16 protein-coding genes and 1 pseudogene are annotated in these 19933 nt (G+C 47.7%); 10 read left to right on the top strand and 7 right to left on the bottom strand.

Annotation, left to right across the window (positions count from 1 at the left end):
• Positions 1–8: 8 nt before the first annotated feature.
• Genes CIK90_RS05925 through CIK90_RS05905 form a run of 5 tightly spaced genes read left to right on the top strand, consistent with a single transcriptional unit; the run spans position 9 to position 5535 of the window.
• Positions 9–1955 carry a DNA topoisomerase IV subunit B gene (locus CIK90_RS05925; RefSeq protein ID WP_094390995.1) on the top strand — a complete coding sequence of 649 codons (1947 nt, stop codon included), beginning with the start codon at positions 9–11 and terminating at the stop codon, positions 1953–1955.
• A gap of 10 nt (positions 1956–1965) precedes the next feature.
• On the top strand, positions 1966–3543 hold the full coding sequence (locus tag CIK90_RS05920; RefSeq protein WP_094390996.1) for a S41 family peptidase: 1578 nt from the start codon (positions 1966–1968) through the stop codon (positions 3541–3543).
• A 21-nt stretch (positions 3544–3564) separates the two neighbouring features.
• Positions 3565–4380, top strand: coding sequence for a peptide chain release factor N(5)-glutamine methyltransferase (prmC, locus tag CIK90_RS05915; protein WP_094464574.1), 816 nt, complete (start codon positions 3565–3567; stop codon positions 4378–4380).
• A 5-nt stretch (positions 4381–4385) separates the two neighbouring features.
• Positions 4386–4859 carry a regulatory protein RecX gene (locus tag CIK90_RS05910; RefSeq protein ID WP_371593383.1) on the top strand — a complete coding sequence of 158 codons (474 nt, stop codon included), beginning with the start codon at positions 4386–4388 and terminating at the stop codon, positions 4857–4859.
• Positions 4831–5535 carry a ComF family protein gene (locus CIK90_RS05905; protein ID WP_094464573.1) on the top strand — a complete coding sequence of 235 codons (705 nt, stop codon included), beginning with the start codon at positions 4831–4833 and terminating at the stop codon, positions 5533–5535. Before CIK90_RS05910 ends, CIK90_RS05905 begins: the two co-directional genes overlap by 29 nt.
• Positions 5536–5570: 35 nt before the next feature.
• On the opposite strand, the gene CIK90_RS05900 is transcribed toward CIK90_RS05905, so the two are convergent.
• From CIK90_RS05900 to CIK90_RS05890, 3 genes are all read right to left on the bottom strand, one after another.
• Entirely contained in the window at positions 5571–6218 is a 648-nt protein-coding gene (locus tag CIK90_RS05900) for a septal ring lytic transglycosylase RlpA family protein (protein WP_371591513.1), read from the bottom strand.
• 122 nt (positions 6219–6340) lie between these two features.
• Positions 6341–7186 (bottom strand): dienelactone hydrolase family protein, encoded by an 846-nt coding sequence (locus tag CIK90_RS05895; protein ID WP_254046291.1) that lies wholly within the window; start codon positions 7184–7186, stop codon positions 6341–6343.
• A 9-nt stretch (positions 7187–7195) separates the two neighbouring features.
• Complete coding sequence (locus CIK90_RS05890) at positions 7196–9583, bottom strand: glycoside hydrolase family 31 protein (protein ID WP_094464572.1); 2388 nt, start codon at positions 9581–9583, stop codon at positions 7196–7198.
• A gap of 425 nt (positions 9584–10008) precedes the next feature.
• Here CIK90_RS05890 and CIK90_RS05885 point away from each other — a divergent pair, with 425 nt between their 5' ends.
• The 5 genes and pseudogenes from CIK90_RS05885 to CIK90_RS05865 all read left to right on the top strand — a co-directional run bounded on the left by CIK90_RS05885 (position 10009) and on the right by CIK90_RS05865 (position 16274).
• The gene (locus tag CIK90_RS05885) at positions 10009–11502 is read left to right on the top strand and encodes a GH3 auxin-responsive promoter family protein (protein ID WP_094434917.1); all 1494 of its coding nucleotides are present in this window, start codon (positions 10009–10011) and stop codon (positions 11500–11502) included.
• Complete coding sequence (locus CIK90_RS05880) at positions 11499–13487, top strand: Ig-like domain-containing protein (protein WP_254046290.1); 1989 nt, start codon at positions 11499–11501, stop codon at positions 13485–13487. The genes CIK90_RS05885 and CIK90_RS05880 overlap by 4 nt, the downstream gene beginning before the upstream one ends.
• A 9-nt stretch (positions 13488–13496) precedes the next feature.
• Positions 13497–14339, top strand: a complete 843-nt coding sequence (locus tag CIK90_RS05875; RefSeq protein ID WP_094391004.1) for a DUF3108 domain-containing protein — start codon at positions 13497–13499, stop codon at positions 14337–14339.
• Positions 14340–14364: 25 nt separating this feature from the next.
• Positions 14365–15132: pseudogene (locus CIK90_RS05870) on the top strand (ABC transporter ATP-binding protein); the annotation flags it as partial.
• A gap of 125 nt (positions 15133–15257) precedes the next feature.
• Positions 15258–16274, top strand: coding sequence for an aminotransferase class I/II-fold pyridoxal phosphate-dependent enzyme (locus CIK90_RS05865; protein ID WP_094464571.1), 1017 nt, complete (start codon positions 15258–15260; stop codon positions 16272–16274).
• A gap of 104 nt (positions 16275–16378) precedes the next feature.
• Here the strand turns inward: CIK90_RS05865 and CIK90_RS05860 are convergent, their stop codons facing one another.
• Genes CIK90_RS05860 through pyrE form a run of 4 tightly spaced genes read right to left on the bottom strand, consistent with a single transcriptional unit; the run spans position 16379 to position 19534 of the window.
• Positions 16379–17071, bottom strand: a complete 693-nt coding sequence (locus CIK90_RS05860; protein ID WP_144007230.1) for a hypothetical protein — start codon at positions 17069–17071, stop codon at positions 16379–16381.
• A 25-nt stretch (positions 17072–17096) separates the two neighbouring features.
• A complete protein-coding gene (gene argH, locus CIK90_RS05855) occupies positions 17097–18437 on the bottom strand; it encodes an argininosuccinate lyase (protein ID WP_094391008.1) in 1341 nt (446 codons plus the stop codon).
• Between the two features lie 51 nt (positions 18438–18488).
• Entirely contained in the window at positions 18489–18905 is a 417-nt protein-coding gene (locus CIK90_RS05850; protein ID WP_094391009.1) for a polyketide cyclase, read from the bottom strand.
• The gene (gene pyrE / locus CIK90_RS05845; RefSeq protein ID WP_094391010.1) at positions 18902–19534 is read right to left on the bottom strand and encodes an orotate phosphoribosyltransferase; all 633 of its coding nucleotides are present in this window, start codon (positions 19532–19534) and stop codon (positions 18902–18904) included. Before pyrE ends, CIK90_RS05850 begins: the two co-directional genes overlap by 4 nt.
• Positions 19535–19933: the final 399 nt, after the last annotated feature.

Here is a 19933-nt window from a genome sequence, read left to right as displayed (position 1 = left end):
CTGACAATATGAGCGAAGACATCAACACCAACGAGCAAACCATCAGATATGAAGATGACAATATCCGACATCTGTCGGATATGGAACACGTGCGAACAAGACCGGGCATGTATATCGGACGCCTGGGCGACGGTTCGCTGGCTGAAGACGGCATCTATGTATTGCTGAAAGAGGTCATAGACAACTCTATCGACGAGTTTAAAATGAATGCCGGAGACCGCATAGAAATCAACATCGACGACCAACTGCGGGTGTCGGTGCGCGACTATGGACGTGGCATTCCACAAGGAAAACTTATCGAAGCGGTCAGTATGCTGAATACGGGCGGTAAATATGACTCTAAGGCTTTCAAAAAATCTGTAGGACTCAATGGCGTCGGTATCAAAGCAGTCAATGCGTTAAGCAGTAGGTTTGAAGTGGCATCATATAGAGATGGACAGGTAAGAAGAGCGGTTTTTGAGCGCGGACAACTGCAAAGTGACGTGACAGAAAAGACCGACGACGAGAATGGAACATACATCTTCTTCGAGCCAGACAATACCTTGTTTGTCAACTACCAGTTCCACAACGACTTTGTGGAAAACATGCTCCGCAACTATACCTATCTCAATACTGGTCTCGCCATCATGTACAACGGCAGAAGAATACTCAGCCGACATGGTTTGGAGGACTTGTTGAAGGACCGAATGACCAACGATCCCCTATATCCCATCATACACCTCAAGGGAGAAGATATAGAAATTGCATTCACACATGCCAACCAGTATGGTGAAGAATATTATTCGTTTGTCAACGGACAACATACAACTCAGGGCGGTACACATCAAAGTGCATTCAAAGAGCATATCGCCAAGACAATTAAGGAATTTTTCGGGAAATACGAATATGGGGATATTCGAACCGGACTCGTTGCTGCTATTGCCATCAACGTAGAGGAACCGATGTTCGAAAGCCAGACCAAAATCAAGTTGGGATCACTCACTATGTCTCCTAACGATGGAGTCTCTATTAATAAATATGTGGGCGACTTCGTCAAACAGGAGGTGGACAACTACCTGCACATCCACACCGACGTGGCTGAAGTCATAGAGCAGAAGGTGAAAGAGAGCGAACGCGAGCGCAAAGCAATGGCGGGTGTGACCAAGATTGCACGTGAACGGGCAAAGAAAGCTAACTTGCACAACCGCAAACTGCGCGATTGTCGCATCCATTTCAGCGATGCTAAAAACGACAGAAAAGAGGAGAGTTGCATCTTTATCACTGAGGGCGACTCGGCAAGCGGAAGTATCACAAAGAGCAGAGATGTGAATACACAGGCGGTTTTCTCACTGCGCGGTAAACCTCTGAACTCGTTTGGACTGACCAAAAAGGTGGTCTATGAAAACGAAGAGTTCAACCTTTTGCAGGCTGCACTCGATATCGAAGAGAGCCTTGACACGTTGCGCTACAATAAAGTGATAGTGGCTACCGATGCGGATGTCGATGGAATGCACATCCGACTGCTGATTATTACATTCTTCTTGCAGTTCTTTCCAGAACTTGTCAAAAAGGGACACGTATATGTACTACAGACTCCTTTGTTCAGAGTGCGCAACCGTAGAACCAAAATAAAAAACAAAAAGGTGGTGGCAGAAGCTGACGCTAAGACGGAAGGAAAGAAGACTGACTTCATCACACGCTATTGCTATAGCGAAGAGGAACGCATCAATGCCATACAACAATTAGGACCGGACCCGGAAATCACACGATTCAAAGGTCTCGGAGAAATAAGCCCAGAAGAGTTTGCTGGCTTTATCGGACCTGATATCAGACTCGAACAGGTGACGCTGCATAAGAACGACCAGGTGCAAAAGCTATTGGAATACTACATGGGCAAGAACACTATGGAGCGACAGAACTTTATCATCGACAACCTCGTGATAGAGGAAGACCGACCAGAAGACGTTTACGAATAACAAAGAAAACATGATTTCAAAAAGAAATATACTATACCTCATGCTATTGTTGCCGTTGGCTGCCATAGCACAGTTGCGCATCAATATGCGAGGAGAAGCCTTGCGCAAACTGCAAATAGCAGAGATGGCTATCAACAACCTGTATGTGGACACCGTAGATGAACAGCGATTGGTGGAAGACGGCATACGAGGTATGCTCGAAAAACTCGATCCGCACAGCAGTTACCTTACCGCAAAAGAGGTGGAAGCAAGCAACGAACCACTGCAAGGCAACTTCGAGGGCATCGGTGTGCAGTTTAATATGTCGGAAGATACACTACTCGTGATACAACCCGTGGTAGGCGGTCCGTCTGAAAAGAAAGGCATCATGGCGGGCGACAGAATAGTCACCGTCAATGATACTGCGATTGCTGGCGTAAAAATGTCGCGCGAAGAAATCATGCGCAGACTGCGCGGACGAAAGGGAACATTAGTGCGCTTGGGCGTTGTACGCCGCGGTATCAAGGGCATGCTTCATTTCGATATCATCCGCGACAAGATTCCTGTGAAGACTATCGATGCCTCATATATGATCAGACCAACGATAGGATATATCCGAATCGGTAGCTTCGGGGCACAAACCCACGAAGAATTTCGCGAACGCCTCAAAGCTTTAAAGGCACAAGGCATGACCTCGCTCATACTTGACCTGCAAGGAAACGGTGGCGGATATATGCACGCTGCAGTGGAAATTGCCAACGAGATGCTTCACGCTGGCGACCTTATTGTATATATGGAAGGGCGACAAGCCTCACGCAAAGATTATAAAGCACGCGGAAAAGGACTCTTTGAGGAAGGTCAGCTCGCTGTGTTGATTGACAGTTACTCGGCTTCAGCCGCTGAAATCGTGACGGGTGCCATACAAGACCAAGATCGCGGCATCGTGGTTGGACGTCGATCATACGGTAAAGGTCTGGTACAACGACCTGTTGACCTGCCCGATGGATCAATGATTCGACTGACTATAGCCCACTATTTCACACCATCTGGACGCTGTATCCAAAAACCATACGTGAAAGGAAAAGCAGAAGATTACGCCATGGATGTATATAACAGACTGACCAGTGGCGAACTGCAACATGCAGACAGCATACATTTTGCCGACTCACTGAAATGCTATACACTGCGCCAACACCGTACGGTTTATGGCGGAGGAGGTATCATGCCCGACCATTATGTGCCACTCGACACTACAATCTATACTCCCTTCTACAGAGAGATTGCTGCCAAATCATATATCATCAATGCCAATCTGCGCTATGTGGATACACATCGCAAGCAGTTGCAAAAGCAGTATCCTGTGTTTGAGACTTTCAAAAACACCTATGAAGTGCCGCAAGATGTGATTGACCAAATGTTGGCAGAGGCTGCAAAAGACGGTGTCAAACCAAAAGACGATGCCGAATTGCAAAAGTCACTCCCATCCCTTCGTCTCCAAATGAAGGCACTTGTGGCACGCGACCTATGGAATATGGATGAGTATTTCTCTATCATGAATGAGCAAAACGACATCGTGATGAAGGCTATCCAGCTGTTGCAACACCCCTAACCCACTTCTATTGCAGTAGGAATGACGTACAATACGCTTTGTAAACAACTGGCATTGACCTACGACGAGGGTGAGGCAAAAGCCATTGCACGCTTGGTTTATGAAGTGCGCTATGGTTTATCGCTCACCGATATCTGTCTCGGACGCGATGCAGACATCGATGACAGCGACCTCAAACAAGTGGCAGAACGATTGAAAAACCATGAGCCCGTGCAGTATGTATTAGGCAAGACGCAGTTTTGCGGACATACTTTCCATACCGACCGACGGGCTTTAATACCCAGACCTGAGACCGGAGAACTCTGTCAATGGATGCTTTCCACACCATTCAGCAGTTTGCTCGATATCGGAACAGGCAGTGGTTGCATTGCCATCACTATGGCATTAGCACAGCCAAAAGCACAGATTACAGCATGGGATATATCCCCCGATGCCCTTTCGCTGGCTTCAGAAAATGCACAAAACCTGAACGCACATGTTGATTTCATATTGCGCGATGCACTACAAAATCATGAAGATGATAATCAGCGCTATGACATTATCGTGAGCAATCCGCCATATATCTGTCAAAACGAGGCTGAAGCGATGGAGAAAAACGTACTCGATTACGAACCACACACAGCACTTTTCGTGCCAGATAGCGATCCGCTGCGATTCTATTGCGCCATTGCACGCTATGCCTTAACGGCACTTCTACCGCAAGGTTACCTTTATTTCGAAATCAATCCACTCTATGCCGATGGTCTCTGCACAATGCTTCACAATGCTGGATTTAGCGAAGTGACGCCCCGTAGCGATGCTTTTGGCAAAATACGCTTTATCCGTTGCCGCCGATGAACACGATGACAGAACAAGAAGCCTACCTCCGCTTGGCTGCATTATGTGCTCAAGCTGAACACTGCGAATATGAGATGCAGGAGAAAATGCGCCGTTGGGAAATTGCTGACGATGCTCAGGCGAGAGTGATGCAACGGCTGATAACCGAGCGATATGTAGATGATGAGCGCTTTGCACGTGCTTTTGCCAACGACAAAGTGAAATACAATAAATGGGGACGACGCAAGGTCGAACAGGCCATGTGGCTGAAACACATTGCCGAAGACATACGCCAACGAGTGCTCGACAGTATCGACGACGAGGAATACATTGCCATTCTGCGCCCATTGCTACAACAGAAAAGACGCTCAGTAAAGGCGCATAACGACTATGAACTGCGGCAGAAGCTCATCAAATTTGCCATCGGCAGAGGATTCACCATGGATATTATCAAACAGTGTATCAGTATCGATGACGAAGAAGAATACGATATGGAATAGGCTTCTCGACACCATTCTGCCCCGCCATTGCAGTATCTGCGACAGTCGGTTGGGCTTCGACGAGAAAGCCATTTGTGGCAGTTGTGCCACAAGACTGCCGCGTACCCACTACGAACTGACGGCAGACTATAATCCTATGACCGTCTTGTTTCAAGGTATCGTACCTATAGAAAAGGCCGTGGCATTCGTCCATTTCAATCCTCACAATGTTTCAGCGCGCCTCATTTATGCTATAAAATACTATCGGCATCCTGACTATGCGATGGCTATGGGGGAAATCATGGCAAAAGAACTATTATCCTCAGGGTTCTTTAACGATATAGATGCCATCGTTCCGGTACCACTTTCGCGCCGCCGGCTACATCAACGAGGCTACAACCAAAGCGAATACTTGGCACGTGGAGTCAGTAAAATCACCTCTATTCCAGTAATTACCAAAGCGCTCCGTCGCAAGCATTTCCTACAAAGTCAAACGATGTTGGGGCACACTGAACGCCAGAAAAATGTGGAAAACATGTTTGTATTGCGTGATGCCTCAGCACTTTCTGACCGACATATCCTATTGATAGACGACATCTGCACTACAGGTGCCACCGCCATGGCCTGTATTCAAGAGATGCAAGTAGCAAAAAATATACGCTTCAGCATACTGACGCTTGGGTTGACAGACCATTAAACAGCCATTCCAAAAAGATGATGAAGACCATGAAATCATCTCTTTTTCTGCTTCTCGACAGGTTGCACTTTGTGAACAGCCGACTTACTTGTATGTGCAGCAGACCTTCCGGAAGCCTTCCCTGTACCTTTACTATGAGATGTAGCAGATTTACCTGAAACCTTCTCCGTGGCTTTATTTGGATGCATTGCAGACTTTCCTGTGGATTTTCCTGCCGTTTTTTTCGCAGGAACAGCAACAGTTTTTTCATCTTCATCTTGCCATTGCGGAACGATTTTATCATCGCTTTCGGTCATTTCCAAATCGAGTTCAGGCACATCAAAACCGTCATCTGGCTTGAATGGTATCTCTACTTTTCGCTTATAAACCGATACCTCAACCATGGCAACACCCTGCGCTACGATGCCCAACTCACGGGCAGCGCGATAGGAAAGATCGATGACACGACCACGGGAAAAAGGTCCTCGGTCGATAACGCGTACTACAACTTCCTTGCCATTGGCAGGATTTCTCACTTTTAGGAGTGTGCCGAAGGGGTGTGTGCGATGCGCACAGACCAGACTGTCACTATGGATACGTTCTCCACTTGCCGTTCTTGAACCATTAGCGTGCTTCGAATAAAAGGTTGCTTTACCTTTCTGTTGAGCAGCCGAAGGCATCCCGATGGCAGCCAAAACAGCCATAAGGATGGAATACAGATACGATTCCAGAGTTCTTAGTTGCTTTGATAGACTTTTCATTGTTATAGTGATTGACCACCAACAGCGTCTCTTTGGTCAGAAAACAGATGTGTCGGTGGTACGAATTATTTGTCGTTATCAAGTTCAAGTTCGAGTTCATCAGTTCGCCGCTTTATATCGCGGTAAGCCTGTGACAGGTCGGTTTTGGTAATATCGATATTTGTGTTAATCGGTCGCCGTGGGTCGCTTAATGCGTGTTGAAACAACCAATCATACGTTTTGTCGGTATAGAAGAAGCGTGCCAAAGCACCATGTGATGCTCCAGGCATCCAGTCATAACGCAAACGCTCGGTAGCTCCGAGTATTTTCATCCCTTCAACCACCTTCTGTGATTCGCGCACCGATACGGCGCGGTCTGCAGTTCCATGCACTATCCATAATGGTAATTCACCCAATCCACGATAGTCTTTCAGCGTAGAACCGCCACATAGTGCTATTGCGGCAGCTATTTTGTCAGGATAAGTACCTGCGAAATCCAGTGTACCATAGCCTCCGAGACTCATACCTATTACATATACGCGTGTATCGTCAAATGAATAGTTCTTCTTCATCCACTCCAGAATATTGTTAAGGCGGCGTGGATTCCATGCCCCGCCTGGGTTTTGTGGGGTAACTATAAGTGCGGGAATCTGTCTTCCCATCTTAACGGCATCAACAGGGCCATATTGCAAACAGCGTTTCATATCGCGTCCACAGCGACTTGCACCATGAAGGAAGATAATCAATGGAGTTTGTTCCTGCGAGAAATAATAGTCATCTGGCGTATATACCCAAAAATCGTAGCCGTCTTTCACAACTCCTTTCTTTGCCGACAATAAGTCATACTGCGCCCATGTTGCTGTGTGTAACATCAGCAACAAGAGCGTCAGTATGGTTGTATGCAGCGTTCTTTTCGTTATATATACGCTCACTTTCTGATTTTATCGTTTAATTTTTACCGTTGTTTTCTTACCATTATAGGCCACTTTATAAATGGTATTATCGGGCATCTTCACCTCAAAGACACGCTTTTGGAGCATTCCTTTGAATTTTCCGCGACGCTGTCCGATAGTCAGTGTATGCTGTTTTTCGTTCCATGTCATAGGAATTTCGGCATATTGTCCACGTTGGTAGTTGAAGTTGTCGCCCTCATCTTCATAGAGTGTAAACGATGCATCACATCCTGGATAAACCAATAGTGTGAGCACATCCCATGGTCTTTCGTCGCTATACTGTCGGTCATCACCCATCGGCACAATACTTCCAGCCTTGACATAGAGTGGTGAGTGTGCTATTGGTGCATCAGCTTTGATGGTCTGTCCGCCATTATATAACTTTCCTGTCCAATAGTCATACCAGTCTGCCCCTTGTGGCAGATAGACGTCAAACTGCTTTTTCTGACTCCAATCCACCGTTGGCCATCCGTTTGCATACTCATTGTTATCGTGTCTATCCCAGCCCGATTGCTCGTCGGTCTTTACTATTTTCTCCTCAGTAAAGAGTGGATCAAGCACTGGGCAGACTAAGAAGCTGTGACCAAACATATATTGTCGTCCATTGTTCCACACATTTTTATCGTTGCGGAAGTCCATTATCAAAGGACGCATAAACGAGTCATCGTTGGCACTTACCTGCCAGCTTTGACTATAGATATATGGCAATAGGCGATAACGCATCTTTACGGCATCAAGCAATGCATCATATACAGGTTCGCCAGGCTTGCCGTAGTAATAGAGTTCTCGATATACCTCAGTACCGTGGCTACGCATCATTGGTGTGAAAAGTCCGAACTGCATCCATCGCACGTATAGTTCTTGGAACTGTGGATTATTTGTTCCTGTATTGATGAGATTGGCGTGGTTGTATGCATTGGCAAAGAATCCGCCTATATCGGTATTCACATTGGGGTTGGCGCAAAGTGTGTGATTCAGACAAAGTGGCACTTGTGCGCGAAAAGACTGCCACGAACTGCCCACGTCTCCACTCCACGTATGTGCTCCATAGCGCTGTTGTCCGGCGAAGAAGGAACGTGTAAGAATGAAAGGTCGATGTATTGAATCCACCTTACGCTGGTTTTGATCCACTCCTCCAACCGCCATCAAGGCAAATGCATTTCGTACAGATCTCCAGCTACCCATGCTGCATTTTTCGTCAAGGTCACTATCCTTAAACTGGCAATGGTCGGGATCTGTAGAGTCCATCCACCATGCATCGATCCCCATCTGATGGAGTTTTGATAGATATTTCCAATAGATATCGCGTGCCACAGGCGAGTAGCAGTCATAAACACGTACACCAGACGGATAGTCCTGACGTGGTGGCCACTGGGTAAGTCCCGACTCTGGCCATGTTTTGAAATGGAAGAGCAATCCCTTTTCATCGAGTTCCCGATATGGTTTTGTATGTGGTCCGAACGATGCCCATACCGAAATGGTGAGATGTGCATGACGTTGGTGCACCTCATCTATCATAGCTTGTGGATTACTGAACGCATCATTAAGAAACTCCATAGCGTTCCAGTTGTAGTTACCACCCCAGTATTGCCAGTCTTGTATTATTCCGTCGAATGGTATTCCCATTTTGCGATAGCGTCTTACCACGTCGAGCAGTTCGTTTGCCGACTTGTATCTCTCACGACTTTGATGGAATCCATAGGTCCAACGTGGCACCATAGGCACTTTTCCGCTTAGCCACCGCATCTGTCGGATGACGCCATCAGCATCGTTACCATACATGAAATAGTAGTCAACAGCCTTTCCTACCTGACTCTCCAGTTGCAGTGTATCATCGTCGTTGATTGTTGTTGGCGAGTAATTGTCCCAATAGATGCCATATCCTTTAATACTCTGGAAGAAATGAGTAAAGTCTTCCAGATTAGTTTGTATCATCAGTCTGTGTTCTCCTCTGAGATTCATTTTTCCGCTCTGCATCATTCCCAATCCATAGATGGGCTCATCTTTTTCCAGTGCAAAAGCTTGTTTTACGCGATACGATCCCTTGTCTATACCCTCTGTAATAGGCGTAAAGGCAAATTCGCCTTCAGTCATAAGCATTGTACCGTCGGCTTTTGCAAAGCTTACCTGTTGCGATTTATCATCCACGGTAACGGTCAACGCATTCGTCCGATAGACAGTTTTGCCATCCGCCTGCTTGACACTGACCGCCACTTTTTGCGGTGTAGCCGTTATAACAAGGCTTTTCTTTTCTGCAAACTGCCCATCTGTAGTCTTCTCCACACGTACCACAGTAGGTGAGAAGAAGGTGATTTTCTGTGCTTCCATGCTTTCGAAACAAAGCAATGCAAGAGTGATAGAGATAATTTTCTTCATTATTGTTAGTTGTTTTATCTGAAGTTGATAAGCGCCATCATTAGGGCTTTTTTGTTAGTATATTGGTTACAAAGGTAGTATATTTCTTTGATTTCTGATAAAAAAACATGGTTCTTCCATTCAAAAATAAGAATTTGTAACTATATTAAATACTATGAAACACACGAAGTTAAATTTTTAAAAGCAACAAATGCAAGTTGCTCATGATTCTGTCAAACGCTGCGTATGTGGCTTGTAGAAGTCACATAGAAGTCTTGCAGATATAAGAAAAACGAGTTTTTCTTTTGTACTTCGCTCACTTAATCGTACCTTTGTGACTACGTCGCGAAGGTAGGCTGCACCTCGGAAATACAAAAGAAAATGGTCTTTTCTTTTGTATTTCGCTCGGTTTGCACTACCTTTGCACCTTGTATAATAATACAGATATGAGTTTAACAAATATTGTACGCCACATCTTCGTGCATCGCATGCATGAACTGGAACGCCATCAGAAGGAGGGCGAAGCCCTTCAGTGCGAGGTGTTGCACCGCCTGCTTGCTCAAGCATCCAACACCGAAATAGGACGCAAATATGCATTTTCAGCCACGAAAGACTATGATACTTTCGTGCGAAACTGCCCCGTCAACACCTACGAAGAACTGAAAGAACAGATAGATCGCATGCGCCACGGAGAGACAAATATCCTCTGGAACGGACGTGTGAAATGGTATGCCAAATCGAGTGGCACTACGAACGACAAGTCGAAGTTCATTCCTGTCAGCAGCGACGGTCTGAGAAATATCCACTACAAAGGTGGCTTCGACTCTGTAGCCCTCTATCTCCGCAACAATCCTCAATCTCGATTGTTTGACGGCCGCGCATTGATTTTAGGTGGCAGCCATGCTCCTAACTATAATCTGCCAGATTCTTTGGTAGGCGACCTCAGCGCCATTCTCATCGAAAACATCAATCCTTTGGCAAATTTGGTGCGCATTCCGAAGAAGAAGACCGCATTGCTTGAAGACTTTGAAGTGAAGCGCGACCGCATTGCCCACGAAGCACTCCACAAGAATGTGACCAACATATCAGGCGTTCCCTCATGGATGTTATCGGTATTAAACCGTGTCATGGAGATTTCTGGCAAGACCCATTTGGAAGAAGTATGGCCCAATCTTGAAGTATTCTTCCATGGCGGAGTGGCTTTCACCCCCTACCGCAAGCAGTATGAACAGCTTATCACGTCACCCAAAATGCATTATATGGAAACGTATAATGCGAGCGAAGGATTCTTCGGCCTGCAGGATGACCCATCCGACAAAGCGATGTTGCTCATGCTCGACTATGATGTTTTCTACGAGTTCCAAGAGATGGGCACCGACAACATCGTTCCGTTATGGGGCGTTGAAAAGGACAAAAACTATGCCATGATAATCACTACATCATGCGGATTATGGCGATACATGATCGGTGATACCATCCGATTCACCTCCACCAACCCTTATAAGTTTGTTATCTCAGGTCGTACCAAGAGCTTTATCAACGCTTTTGGCGAGGAACTCATCGTAGATAATGCCGAACAGGGTCTGGCTTATGCCTGTCAACAAACAGGTGCCGAGGTGCTGGAATACACCGCAGCCCCCGTTTTCATGGATGCCAATGCCAAATGTCGCCACCAGTGGTTGATTGAATTCAGCACCCCTCCAGCCGATTTGCAGCAGTTCTCCGACCTGCTTGACCGTCGCCTACAAGAGCTCAACAGCGACTATGAAGCCAAACGCTATAAGAATATCACCCTGCAACATCTGGAGATTATCCCTGCCAGAAAGGGACTTTTCAACGATTGGCTTAAGCAACGCGGCAAATTAGGCGGTCAGCACAAAGTGCCACGCCTAAGCAATTCGCGTGAACATATCGAACAGCTTCTCAAACTGCAATCATGAACAGACCTACAAACAGACACTTCCAGTTGATACTCATAGCAGCCCTATCCCTGCTGATGGTGGCATGCGCACGTATGGGACAACCCGATGGCGGATGGTTTGACGATGATCCACCCCGCATCATCGGCTCCAATCCAGCCGATCAGGCTGTCGGTGTGAACTCCAAAAGAATAACCATACAGTTTGATGAGTATATCAAGCTGGAGGATGCCACACAGAATGTTATCGTCTCTCCACCACAATTGGAGATGCCCGAGATTAAGGCAACGGGTAAAAAGATTGTTGTTGACTTGAAAGACTCACTAAAGGCCAACACCACCTACACCATCGACTTCAGCGATGCCATCAGCGATAACAACGAAAACAATCCGTTGGGCAACTACACCTTCACCTTCTCTACCGGTGAACGCATCGACACTTTCGAGGTGGCAGGAACGGTGCTCGACGCCTCAAACCTCGAACCTATCAAAGGCATACAAGTTGGGCTCTATGCCGATCTGGCAGACTCAGCGTTCCGCACCAAGCCCCTTTTGCGCGTTGCCCGTACCGATGGCAGAGGCCGTTTCGTCATCAAAGGTGTTGCACCTGGCGAGTATCGCGTCTATGCGCTACAAGATGCCGATGGCAATTATATGTTCAATCAGAAGAGCGAGATGGTGGCTTTCTCCCATACCACCTATAAACCGTCAGCCGGACCAGATATCCGACAGGACACCATCTGGCGTGATTCCTTGCGTATCGATAATATATTGCGAGTGCCATACACCCACTTCTATCCCGACGACATCATCCTTCTGGCCTTCCAAGAAGTTCAAACCGACCGCTATCTGCTGAAACAGCCAGAGCGAAAAGATGCCGACCGCTTCACTTTATATTTCAGTTATGGCAACCCACAACTGCCAGAAATACGCGGCTTCAACTTCGATGAGAAAGACGCCTTCGTTCTTGAGGCCAGCGAAAAGAAGGACACACTGACCTATTGGTTGCGCGATACGGCACTGGTCAACCAAGATACGCTATCCATGCAACTCTCCTATCTCATGACCGACTCTACCGGAGTACTCGTCACACAGATTGATACGGTAGATGTGATAGCCAAAACCAGCTACGCCAAACGGCAGAAAGACCTGAAAAAACAGGTTGAGAGTTGGGAAAAGGAGCAAGCTAAACTCAAAAAGCAAGGCGAGCCCTACGACAGTATCATGCCGCGCGAGCCACTTAAAGTGCAGTATAACGTGCCCGGCACCATGGCACCAGACAGTCGTCCCACCATCAATATGCCCGCTCCACTGGCTCGATGCGACACCGCCTCTATCCACCTATATACTAAGGTTGATACCCTTTGGTATCGTGTGCCCGTTGATGTGCAGCGTCGCGACTCATTGCTCCGCACGTATGATGTGCTTGCCGAATGGACAGCCGGTAGCGAATACAGCTTAGAAGTAGATTCCGCCGCCTTCGAAGACATCTACGGCAACGTATCGAAACCCTTCAAACAAGGCATTAAGATCAGCACCCTCGATGAGTTCTCGACCATCGTCTTGCAACTCGCAGGCGTCACCGACACCACCTATGTGGTAGAGTTGCTCGACCAAAGCGAGAAGACCATCAAGCAAGTGCGTACCGATGCCAATGGCGATGCCGTATTCTTCTATGTCAAACCCGGTGGCTATTACGCACGTGCCTTCCGCGATCGCAACGGCAATGGCGTATGGGATACAGGCAACTACGATGCCAACTTACAACCAGAGGAAGTATATTATTTCCCCGGACGCATAGACTGTAAGGAGAAATGGGACATCACCCGCCCTTGGAATCTTACCGCCACACCGCTCAACATGCAGAAGCCCGGCGAGATAACCAAGCAGAAACCGGATAAAGAGAAACAGAAGTTACTCAATAGAAATGCCGAGCGCGCACGTCGTTTGGGTATTTCCTACTACAAGAACGGCGTGTTGCAAACCGCTAACAACAACTCTAAATGACGATAAAAGATGAAACACCTGAATACCAACGGCAGACGCCTATTGCTCATGCTGATGCTCTGTCTGCCACTTTTCTCACACACCGTCACCACCTCGCAAGCGCAATGTGGCATCCACAACACCGCCTTCAAATCGGGCGAGTATCTCTCCTACGACCTCTATTTCAATTGGAAATTCGTATGGGTGAAGGTCGGCACGGCATCTATGTCCACCGTACAATCGACCCACAAAGGTGTGCCTGCCTTCCGGTCGAGCCTCATCACGCGTGGTAACGACAAGCTCGACAATATGTTTATCATGCGCGATACCCTGCTATGCTACACCACTACCGATATTACCCCACTTTATTACCGCAAAGGAGCACGCGAGGGCAAGCGCTATTACGTAGATGAGTTGTGGTATAGCTACCCTAAGGGAAACAGCCACTTGAAGATGCATCGCATCGATGCCGACGGTAAACACCACTGGAAACAAGCAGAGTATAAGGACTGCATCTACGACATGATGAGCATTTTCCTTCGTGCACGCAACTTCGACACATCCAAGTTGCGCAAGGGCGAGAATATCCCCATGCCCATCAGCGATGCCAGACACCTAAGCAACTCATGGTTGAAATACGGCGGAAAGACTACGCTGAAGATGAAAAACAGCAATGCGAAGTTCCGTTGTCTGATATTCTCATTTATCGAACGTGAGGACGGCAAGAACCACGAACTCATACGTTTCTTCGTCACCGACGATAAGAATCACCTGCCCGTACGCTTGGATATGTTCCTTTCGTTCGGATCTGCCAAAGCCTATCTCACAGGCATGAAGGGTCTGCGCAACGAACTCACTTCTAAAGAGAAATAACTCCCAGCATACAAAAGTCAACCTCATGGAAACCGTAGAACTCAGACATCTCACCATCGGGTATATCGTCAAAGGACAGCAACGCATCGTGGTCAGCGATATCAACGCAACCATCAATGCCAGCGAACTGACTTGTTTGTTGGGGCAGAACGGTATCGGCAAATCCACACTGCTGCGCACTTTGTCGGCATTCCAACCCGCCCTTTCCGGCGAAATCTATCTCGACGGCACTCCGCTGACAGCCCTTTCGTCGCGCCAACTCAGCAAGAAAGTGGGTGTAGTACTGACTGAAAAGCCCGATGTGCGCAATATGTCTGTAGAAGAAATGGTAGGCATGGGGCGTTCGCCCTATACCGGTTTCTGGGGTTCACTCGATGCTGACGACCACCAAATGATAGACGAAGCCATCCGTTTGGTAGGCATCGACCGGCTTAGACGCCGTCCAGTTCACACGTTGAGCGACGGTGAACGCCAGAAATGTATGATAGCCAAAGCCCTTGCGCAGCAAACACCCACCATCTATCTGGATGAGCCAACAGCCTTTCTCGACTTTCCCAGCAAGGTTGAGATGATGCAATTGCTGCGACGACTGGCACACGAACAACAGAAAACGATATTTCTTTCCACCCATGATGTAGAACTCGCCATGCAGTTGGCAGACCGCATTTGGCTGATGGAACCCGACCGTTTGAGCATCGACACCCCTCACCAGCTCGCCGCCGACGGTTCGCTGAGTCGCTTCATCGAGCGCCCTGGCATACATTTCGATACTAACGATATGACCATACGGGTGGCACGTCAGACATGAACGAGCCGCCCTATATATATAAATAAGGTGTAGCCCTACACCTTGACAGGCATTACTTCACTTATTACCAAACATCCAACGATTCCTAAACTCTCCAGAAGAATAAGACAATGATAGAAGGACACGGTGACGATCTCTACCGCTACAACAGTCAGGTGCGCATCAATTTCAGTTCCAACATCTGCCAACAGACAGACCATACAGCCCTGAAAGCCCATCTTGCCAACCATCTTGACCTTGTAAACCACTATCCGGAACCTCAGCCTCGGAAGCTCGAAGAACAGTTGGCCGAGTATCACGACATCCCTGCCGAATGCGTGATGGTGACCAGCGGTGTGACCGAAGCCATCTATCTCATAGCCCAGATGACGCGTGGCGGCATGTCTGTCATCCCCCAACCCACTTTCAGCGAGTATGCCGATGCTTGTCGCCTCAACGAACATATCATCAGCTATGAGTATGAAAACGACCAGAAGTTGCTGCCTACGCGCCGCATCTACTGGCTCTGCAATCCTAATAATCCAACAGGAGGAGTGATGACCGAAGGCATCATCGACCATCTTATCGCCACCAATCCCATCCACCGTTTCGTGGTCGATCAGTCGTATGAAGGTTATACCGCCGCAAAATTAGTAGATGTGAAACAAGTGATGCGCTATCCCAACCTCATTCTGCTCCATTCGCTGAGCAAGCGTTATGCGGTGCCGGGCATGCGTGTAGGCTATGTGACAGCACATCCTGAGATATTGCGACACCTCCGCCAGTACCAGCGCCCATGGTCGGTAGGAGCCTTGGCTATCGAGGGTGCACGCTTTCTGATCGCTCAAGACAAGCCCGCCATCAGCGATCTTGAAGGACTGTTGAAAGAGACCGCACGCCTTCGCGATGCTTTGCGTGCCCTCCCTGGCATCAGCGTTTACGACACCGACAGCACTTTTATGCTCTGTATGATAGAGCAAGCCAGCAGCCTTCAACTGAAGAATTGGCTGATAGACCATGAGGGCATTCTGATTCGCAACTGTTCAAACTTTGCCAATCTATCGCCCCACCACTTCCGCATAGCCACCCAGAGTCCTGAAGAAAACGATGTCCTCATCAGTGCTTTGCATCGCTTTCTGAACGAATAGAGTCATTGCGGCTGACCAGTCGCTATGTCTTGTCAGCACATGAGAATACTGGATAGAGGTCTCTGCGACTTCCATCCATTGCCTATCGGATAAACCTTGGTAGATTATTGTCGTGAGAAAACAGAAACAACCCCCGTTGGCCCGGTACAATTGACCAGTGCGTATTGTTCCAGTTTATGGTCGTCTTTACCGCCATTGACCACTATGCCCCGATTGTTGAGCATATATTGTCGCTTGCAAGTGGGACAGGTCGCCATGCCTTTATGATCCATTTGGATGATATACTTGCTACTTCCCAGCGAATTGCCGTTTCTCACACAGTTTGGACACTGTGCATCATAAGCAATAAATCCGCCGTTTGGCGTCGTATTAAAAGTTTGATAGCCCACAATGATGCCGTTGCTGAGTCCGAGCTGATAGTGGCTCTCGCTCTCTGCCGCCGTTTCGCGCTGTGTGGATGAGAGTCCGTCAGAATTGGTAAACACGAGGTGTTTCGCTCCTTGTCTTACGCTTTCGGTGATATGACAAAATATGCCACGCGACATGCTGTTGGTGGCTGTGGCGAGTGTTTGGTCGAGGTGGAGTCCGTTATCATAGACAAAGCGACAGGGCCATGCACTGAATTCAGGATCTGTGGAGCATGCCGTTGCCATCAGCAGTACTGCCACACCTGCCGTAAGGCGCCTTGTCCAAAGAGAAAGGTGCCCTGTCCAAGCAGAAAGTCGCCTTCCCGTTGGTGTTGACACAACGGTAGGGCGACTATCCATATTATAATGTTTGCTATAGCCTTCAGCCATATTGTTCTGTTGTTTGCCTTATGGTTTAAGCGTTTTCCAACAGCGATTTTTCTGCATCGGTGACGCGGTTGAAACCGAAACCTCCAAGCACTTGCTGCATCAGATCGGCTATCTTGTCGTTGCAGAGATTGCCTATCGAACCCTCATGCGTATGGTGTATGTCCTTGTTGGGTGTGAAAGTTCCAGCCTCGATATCGAGCCCAACCTTCTTATACGCATCGCGGAAGGGCATTCCGGCAGCAGCCAAACGGTTGACTTCCTCTACGGAGAACATCGGGTCGTACATGGGATTGTCGAGAATATCCTCGCGCACTTCAATCTTATTGATGATGTATGCCGCCATCTGCAAACAGTCTTTCAGTTCGTCGAAAGCAGGCAGGAACACCTCTTTGATAATCTGCAGATCGCGGAAATAACCCACGGGGAGATTGTTCATGATGAGTGTCACCTGTTGTGGCAAAGCCTGAATTTTGTTGCATTTCGCACGGATGAGTTCGAAGACATCGGGATTTTTCTTGTGGGGCATGATGCTACTTCCGGTGGTACACTCTTTTGGAAGTTTCACAAACGAGAAGTTTTGCGAGTTGAAGAGACACGCATCAAATGCCATTTTAGCAAGTGTTCCTGCTATAGTAGCCATGGCAAATGCCACGTTGCGCTCCATTTTTCCTCGTCCCATCTGCGCATAAACCACGTTATAGTCCATAGAATCGAATCCCAAGAGGTCTGTGGTCATCTGTCTGTTGAGTGGGAACGACGATCCATATCCTGCTGCTGATCCCAACGGGTTACGGTTGGTCATCTTGTATGCTGCTTGCAGAAAGAGCATATCGTCTGCCAACGACTCGGCGTAGGCGCCAAACCATAGTCCGAAGGATGATGGCATTGCCACCTGCAGATGGGTGTAGCCCGGCATGAGCACGCTTTTATACTGTTCGCTCTTAGCGAGCAATTCGTCGAAAAGCACTTTCACCCCGTCTGCCAGTTCCATGAGTTGATGGCGTGTGAAGAGTTTCAAATCCACCAATACTTGGTCGTTGCGTGATCGGCCTGAGTGTATTTTCTTACCCATGTCGCCCAGTTTTCGTGTCAACATGAGTTCCACTTGTGAGTGTACATCCTCCACTCCGTCTTCTATGCGAAATTCGCCGCGCTGGCAAATGGCATATATTTGTTTGAGTTCAGCCAACAGTTGTTTCAGTTCGTCGGCTTCCAAGAGGCCAATACTCTCAAGCATAGTGATATGTGCCATAGATCCCATCACATCGTAGGGTGCGAGGTAGAGATCCATCTCACGGTCGCGTCCCACGGTGAAGCGCTCTATTTCTGCATTCACCTCAAAGTTCTTCTCCCAAAGTTTATTCATCTGTCGTGTATAATATATAATCGGTGTAAGGGTTGATTGGCAGAGGTGTGCCTACAAGGTGTAGGGCACCTGTGCCAAAGCAGTGGCAACTTTCTCTACTCCATCCTGCAGTGGACCGCTCACCATGCCTTTGAGCATGAATGGGATGTCGGCCTTTACGGTGACGCGCATCTTGCTTTCGTGGTCGTTGACGGGCAGCACCTGTATCCAAAGGTTGAAGGGTACTGGCGATTTCTCTGCTTCAAACTTCACACACTTATTGTCTTCACGCTCTATGATGCGCAGTTTCAGGAGTCCTACCGGTGGCACATTGACCTGCACACTATCTTTGTCAAACTGAAAATCCTTCAGTTTGTCTTCGGGCACTCGGTCTTTAATACGCTCCAAGTTGGTGAGGTCGCTGATGTTGCGATAAACGTTTTCCACCGGATATGGAATCTGGTGTACGCTGCTTTCAAACTTTGTCATGCCTTCCAAGCAGCTGGGTCCTTACGCCACTCGTTCAACACTTCGATGTCTTCTGGCTTGATGTATCCGGTGTCGGCAGCCTGTTCAAGCACGGCAGCATAGTTGCTCAGCGTAATCAGACGCACGCCAGCCTCCTTGAAAGCCTGTTCGGCAACGGGGAAACCATAGGTGAACGATGCCACCATACCAATGACTTCGCATCCATACTGGCGCAGTGCTTCAACAGCTTTAAGACTGCTTCCTCCGGTAGAGATCAGGTCTTCTACCACGATAACCTTAGCACCTTTTTCGATGTGTCCCTCTACTTGGTTGCCCATACCGTGGTCTTTTGGTTTCGGACGAACGTAGGCATAGGGCAGTCCGAGCTGGTCTGCCACGAGAGCTCCTTGTGCTATAGCACCTGTAGCAACACCAGCCACAGCCTCTGCCTCAGGGAAATTCTCCTGAATGGCGTGGCACAGTTCGAGTTTTACAAACGAGCGCACGTCGGGATAAGACAGTGTTTTGCGGTTGTCGGTATAGATTGGTGACTTCCAACCTGATGCCCATGTAAAGGGTTCGTTGGGTTGCAATTTGATGGCTTTGATATCCATCAGCTTCTTTGCGAACAGTTTTTTGATTGCGTCCATATCTTTGTTTATTTGTTTTTCGTTTTGCAAAGGTACGATTAAGTGAGTAGAATACAAAAAGAAAATACATTTTTCTTTTGTATTCTCGAACGTGAGTACCTTGGATGCGTAGCATCAAAGATAGTGCAAACCGAGCGAAGTACAAAAGAAAAACGAGTTTTTCTTTTGCATTTCCGAGGTGCAGCCTATCTTGGACGCGTAGCGTCAAAGGTACGATTAAGTGAGCGAAAAACGAAAGAAAATATTTATTTCTTTTGTTTTTCCGAACGTGAGTACATTGGATGCGTAGCATCAAAAATAGTGCAGACCGAGCGAAATACAAAAGAAAAGACCATTTTTCTTCTATTTTCCGAGGTGCATTTCCGCTTGAAAACAACATCATTTTCCCCTTGCCGACAA

The organism is Prevotella sp. P5-126 (genome assembly GCF_002251185.1).
Taxonomy (GTDB): Bacteria; Bacteroidota; Bacteroidia; order Bacteroidales; family Bacteroidaceae; genus Prevotella.
Note: the sequence above shows the minus strand (reverse complement) of the source record. Positions and strands in the feature narration are given on the sequence as shown.

Bases quoted from the DNA above. Each gene is read 5' to 3' on its own strand.
- CIK90_RS05925 (WP_094390995.1), top strand. From the start codon at position 9: ATGAGCGAAGACATCAACACCAACGAGCAAACCATCAGATATGAAGAT.
- CIK90_RS05920 (WP_094390996.1), top strand. From the start codon at position 1,966: ATGATTTCAAAAAGAAATATACTATACCTCATGCTATTGTTGCCGTTG.
- prmC (WP_094464574.1), top strand. From the start codon at position 3,565: ATGACGTACAATACGCTTTGTAAACAACTGGCATTGACCTACGACGAG.
- CIK90_RS05910 (WP_371593383.1), top strand. From the start codon at position 4,386: ATGACAGAACAAGAAGCCTACCTCCGCTTGGCTGCATTATGTGCTCAA.
- CIK90_RS05905 (WP_094464573.1), top strand. From the start codon at position 4,831: ATGACGAAGAAGAATACGATATGGAATAGGCTTCTCGACACCATTCTG.
- CIK90_RS05900 (WP_371591513.1), bottom strand. From the start codon at position 6,218: ATGGCTGTTTTGGCTGCCATCGGGATGCCTTCGGCTGCTCAACAGAAA.
- CIK90_RS05890 (WP_094464572.1), bottom strand. From the start codon at position 9,583: ATGAAGAAAATTATCTCTATCACTCTTGCATTGCTTTGTTTCGAAAGC.
- CIK90_RS05885 (WP_094434917.1), top strand. From the start codon at position 10,009: ATGAGTTTAACAAATATTGTACGCCACATCTTCGTGCATCGCATGCAT.
- CIK90_RS05880 (WP_254046290.1), top strand. From the start codon at position 11,499: ATGAACAGACCTACAAACAGACACTTCCAGTTGATACTCATAGCAGCC.
- CIK90_RS05875 (WP_094391004.1), top strand. From the start codon at position 13,497: ATGAAACACCTGAATACCAACGGCAGACGCCTATTGCTCATGCTGATG.
- CIK90_RS05865 (WP_094464571.1), top strand. From the start codon at position 15,258: ATGATAGAAGGACACGGTGACGATCTCTACCGCTACAACAGTCAGGTG.
- CIK90_RS05860 (WP_144007230.1), bottom strand. From the start codon at position 17,071: ATGGCTGAAGGCTATAGCAAACATTATAATATGGATAGTCGCCCTACC.
- argH (WP_094391008.1), bottom strand. From the start codon at position 18,437: ATGAATAAACTTTGGGAGAAGAACTTTGAGGTGAATGCAGAAATAGAG.
- CIK90_RS05850 (WP_094391009.1), bottom strand. From the start codon at position 18,905: ATGACAAAGTTTGAAAGCAGCGTACACCAGATTCCATATCCGGTGGAA.
- pyrE (WP_094391010.1), bottom strand. From the start codon at position 19,534: ATGGACGCAATCAAAAAACTGTTCGCAAAGAAGCTGATGGATATCAAA.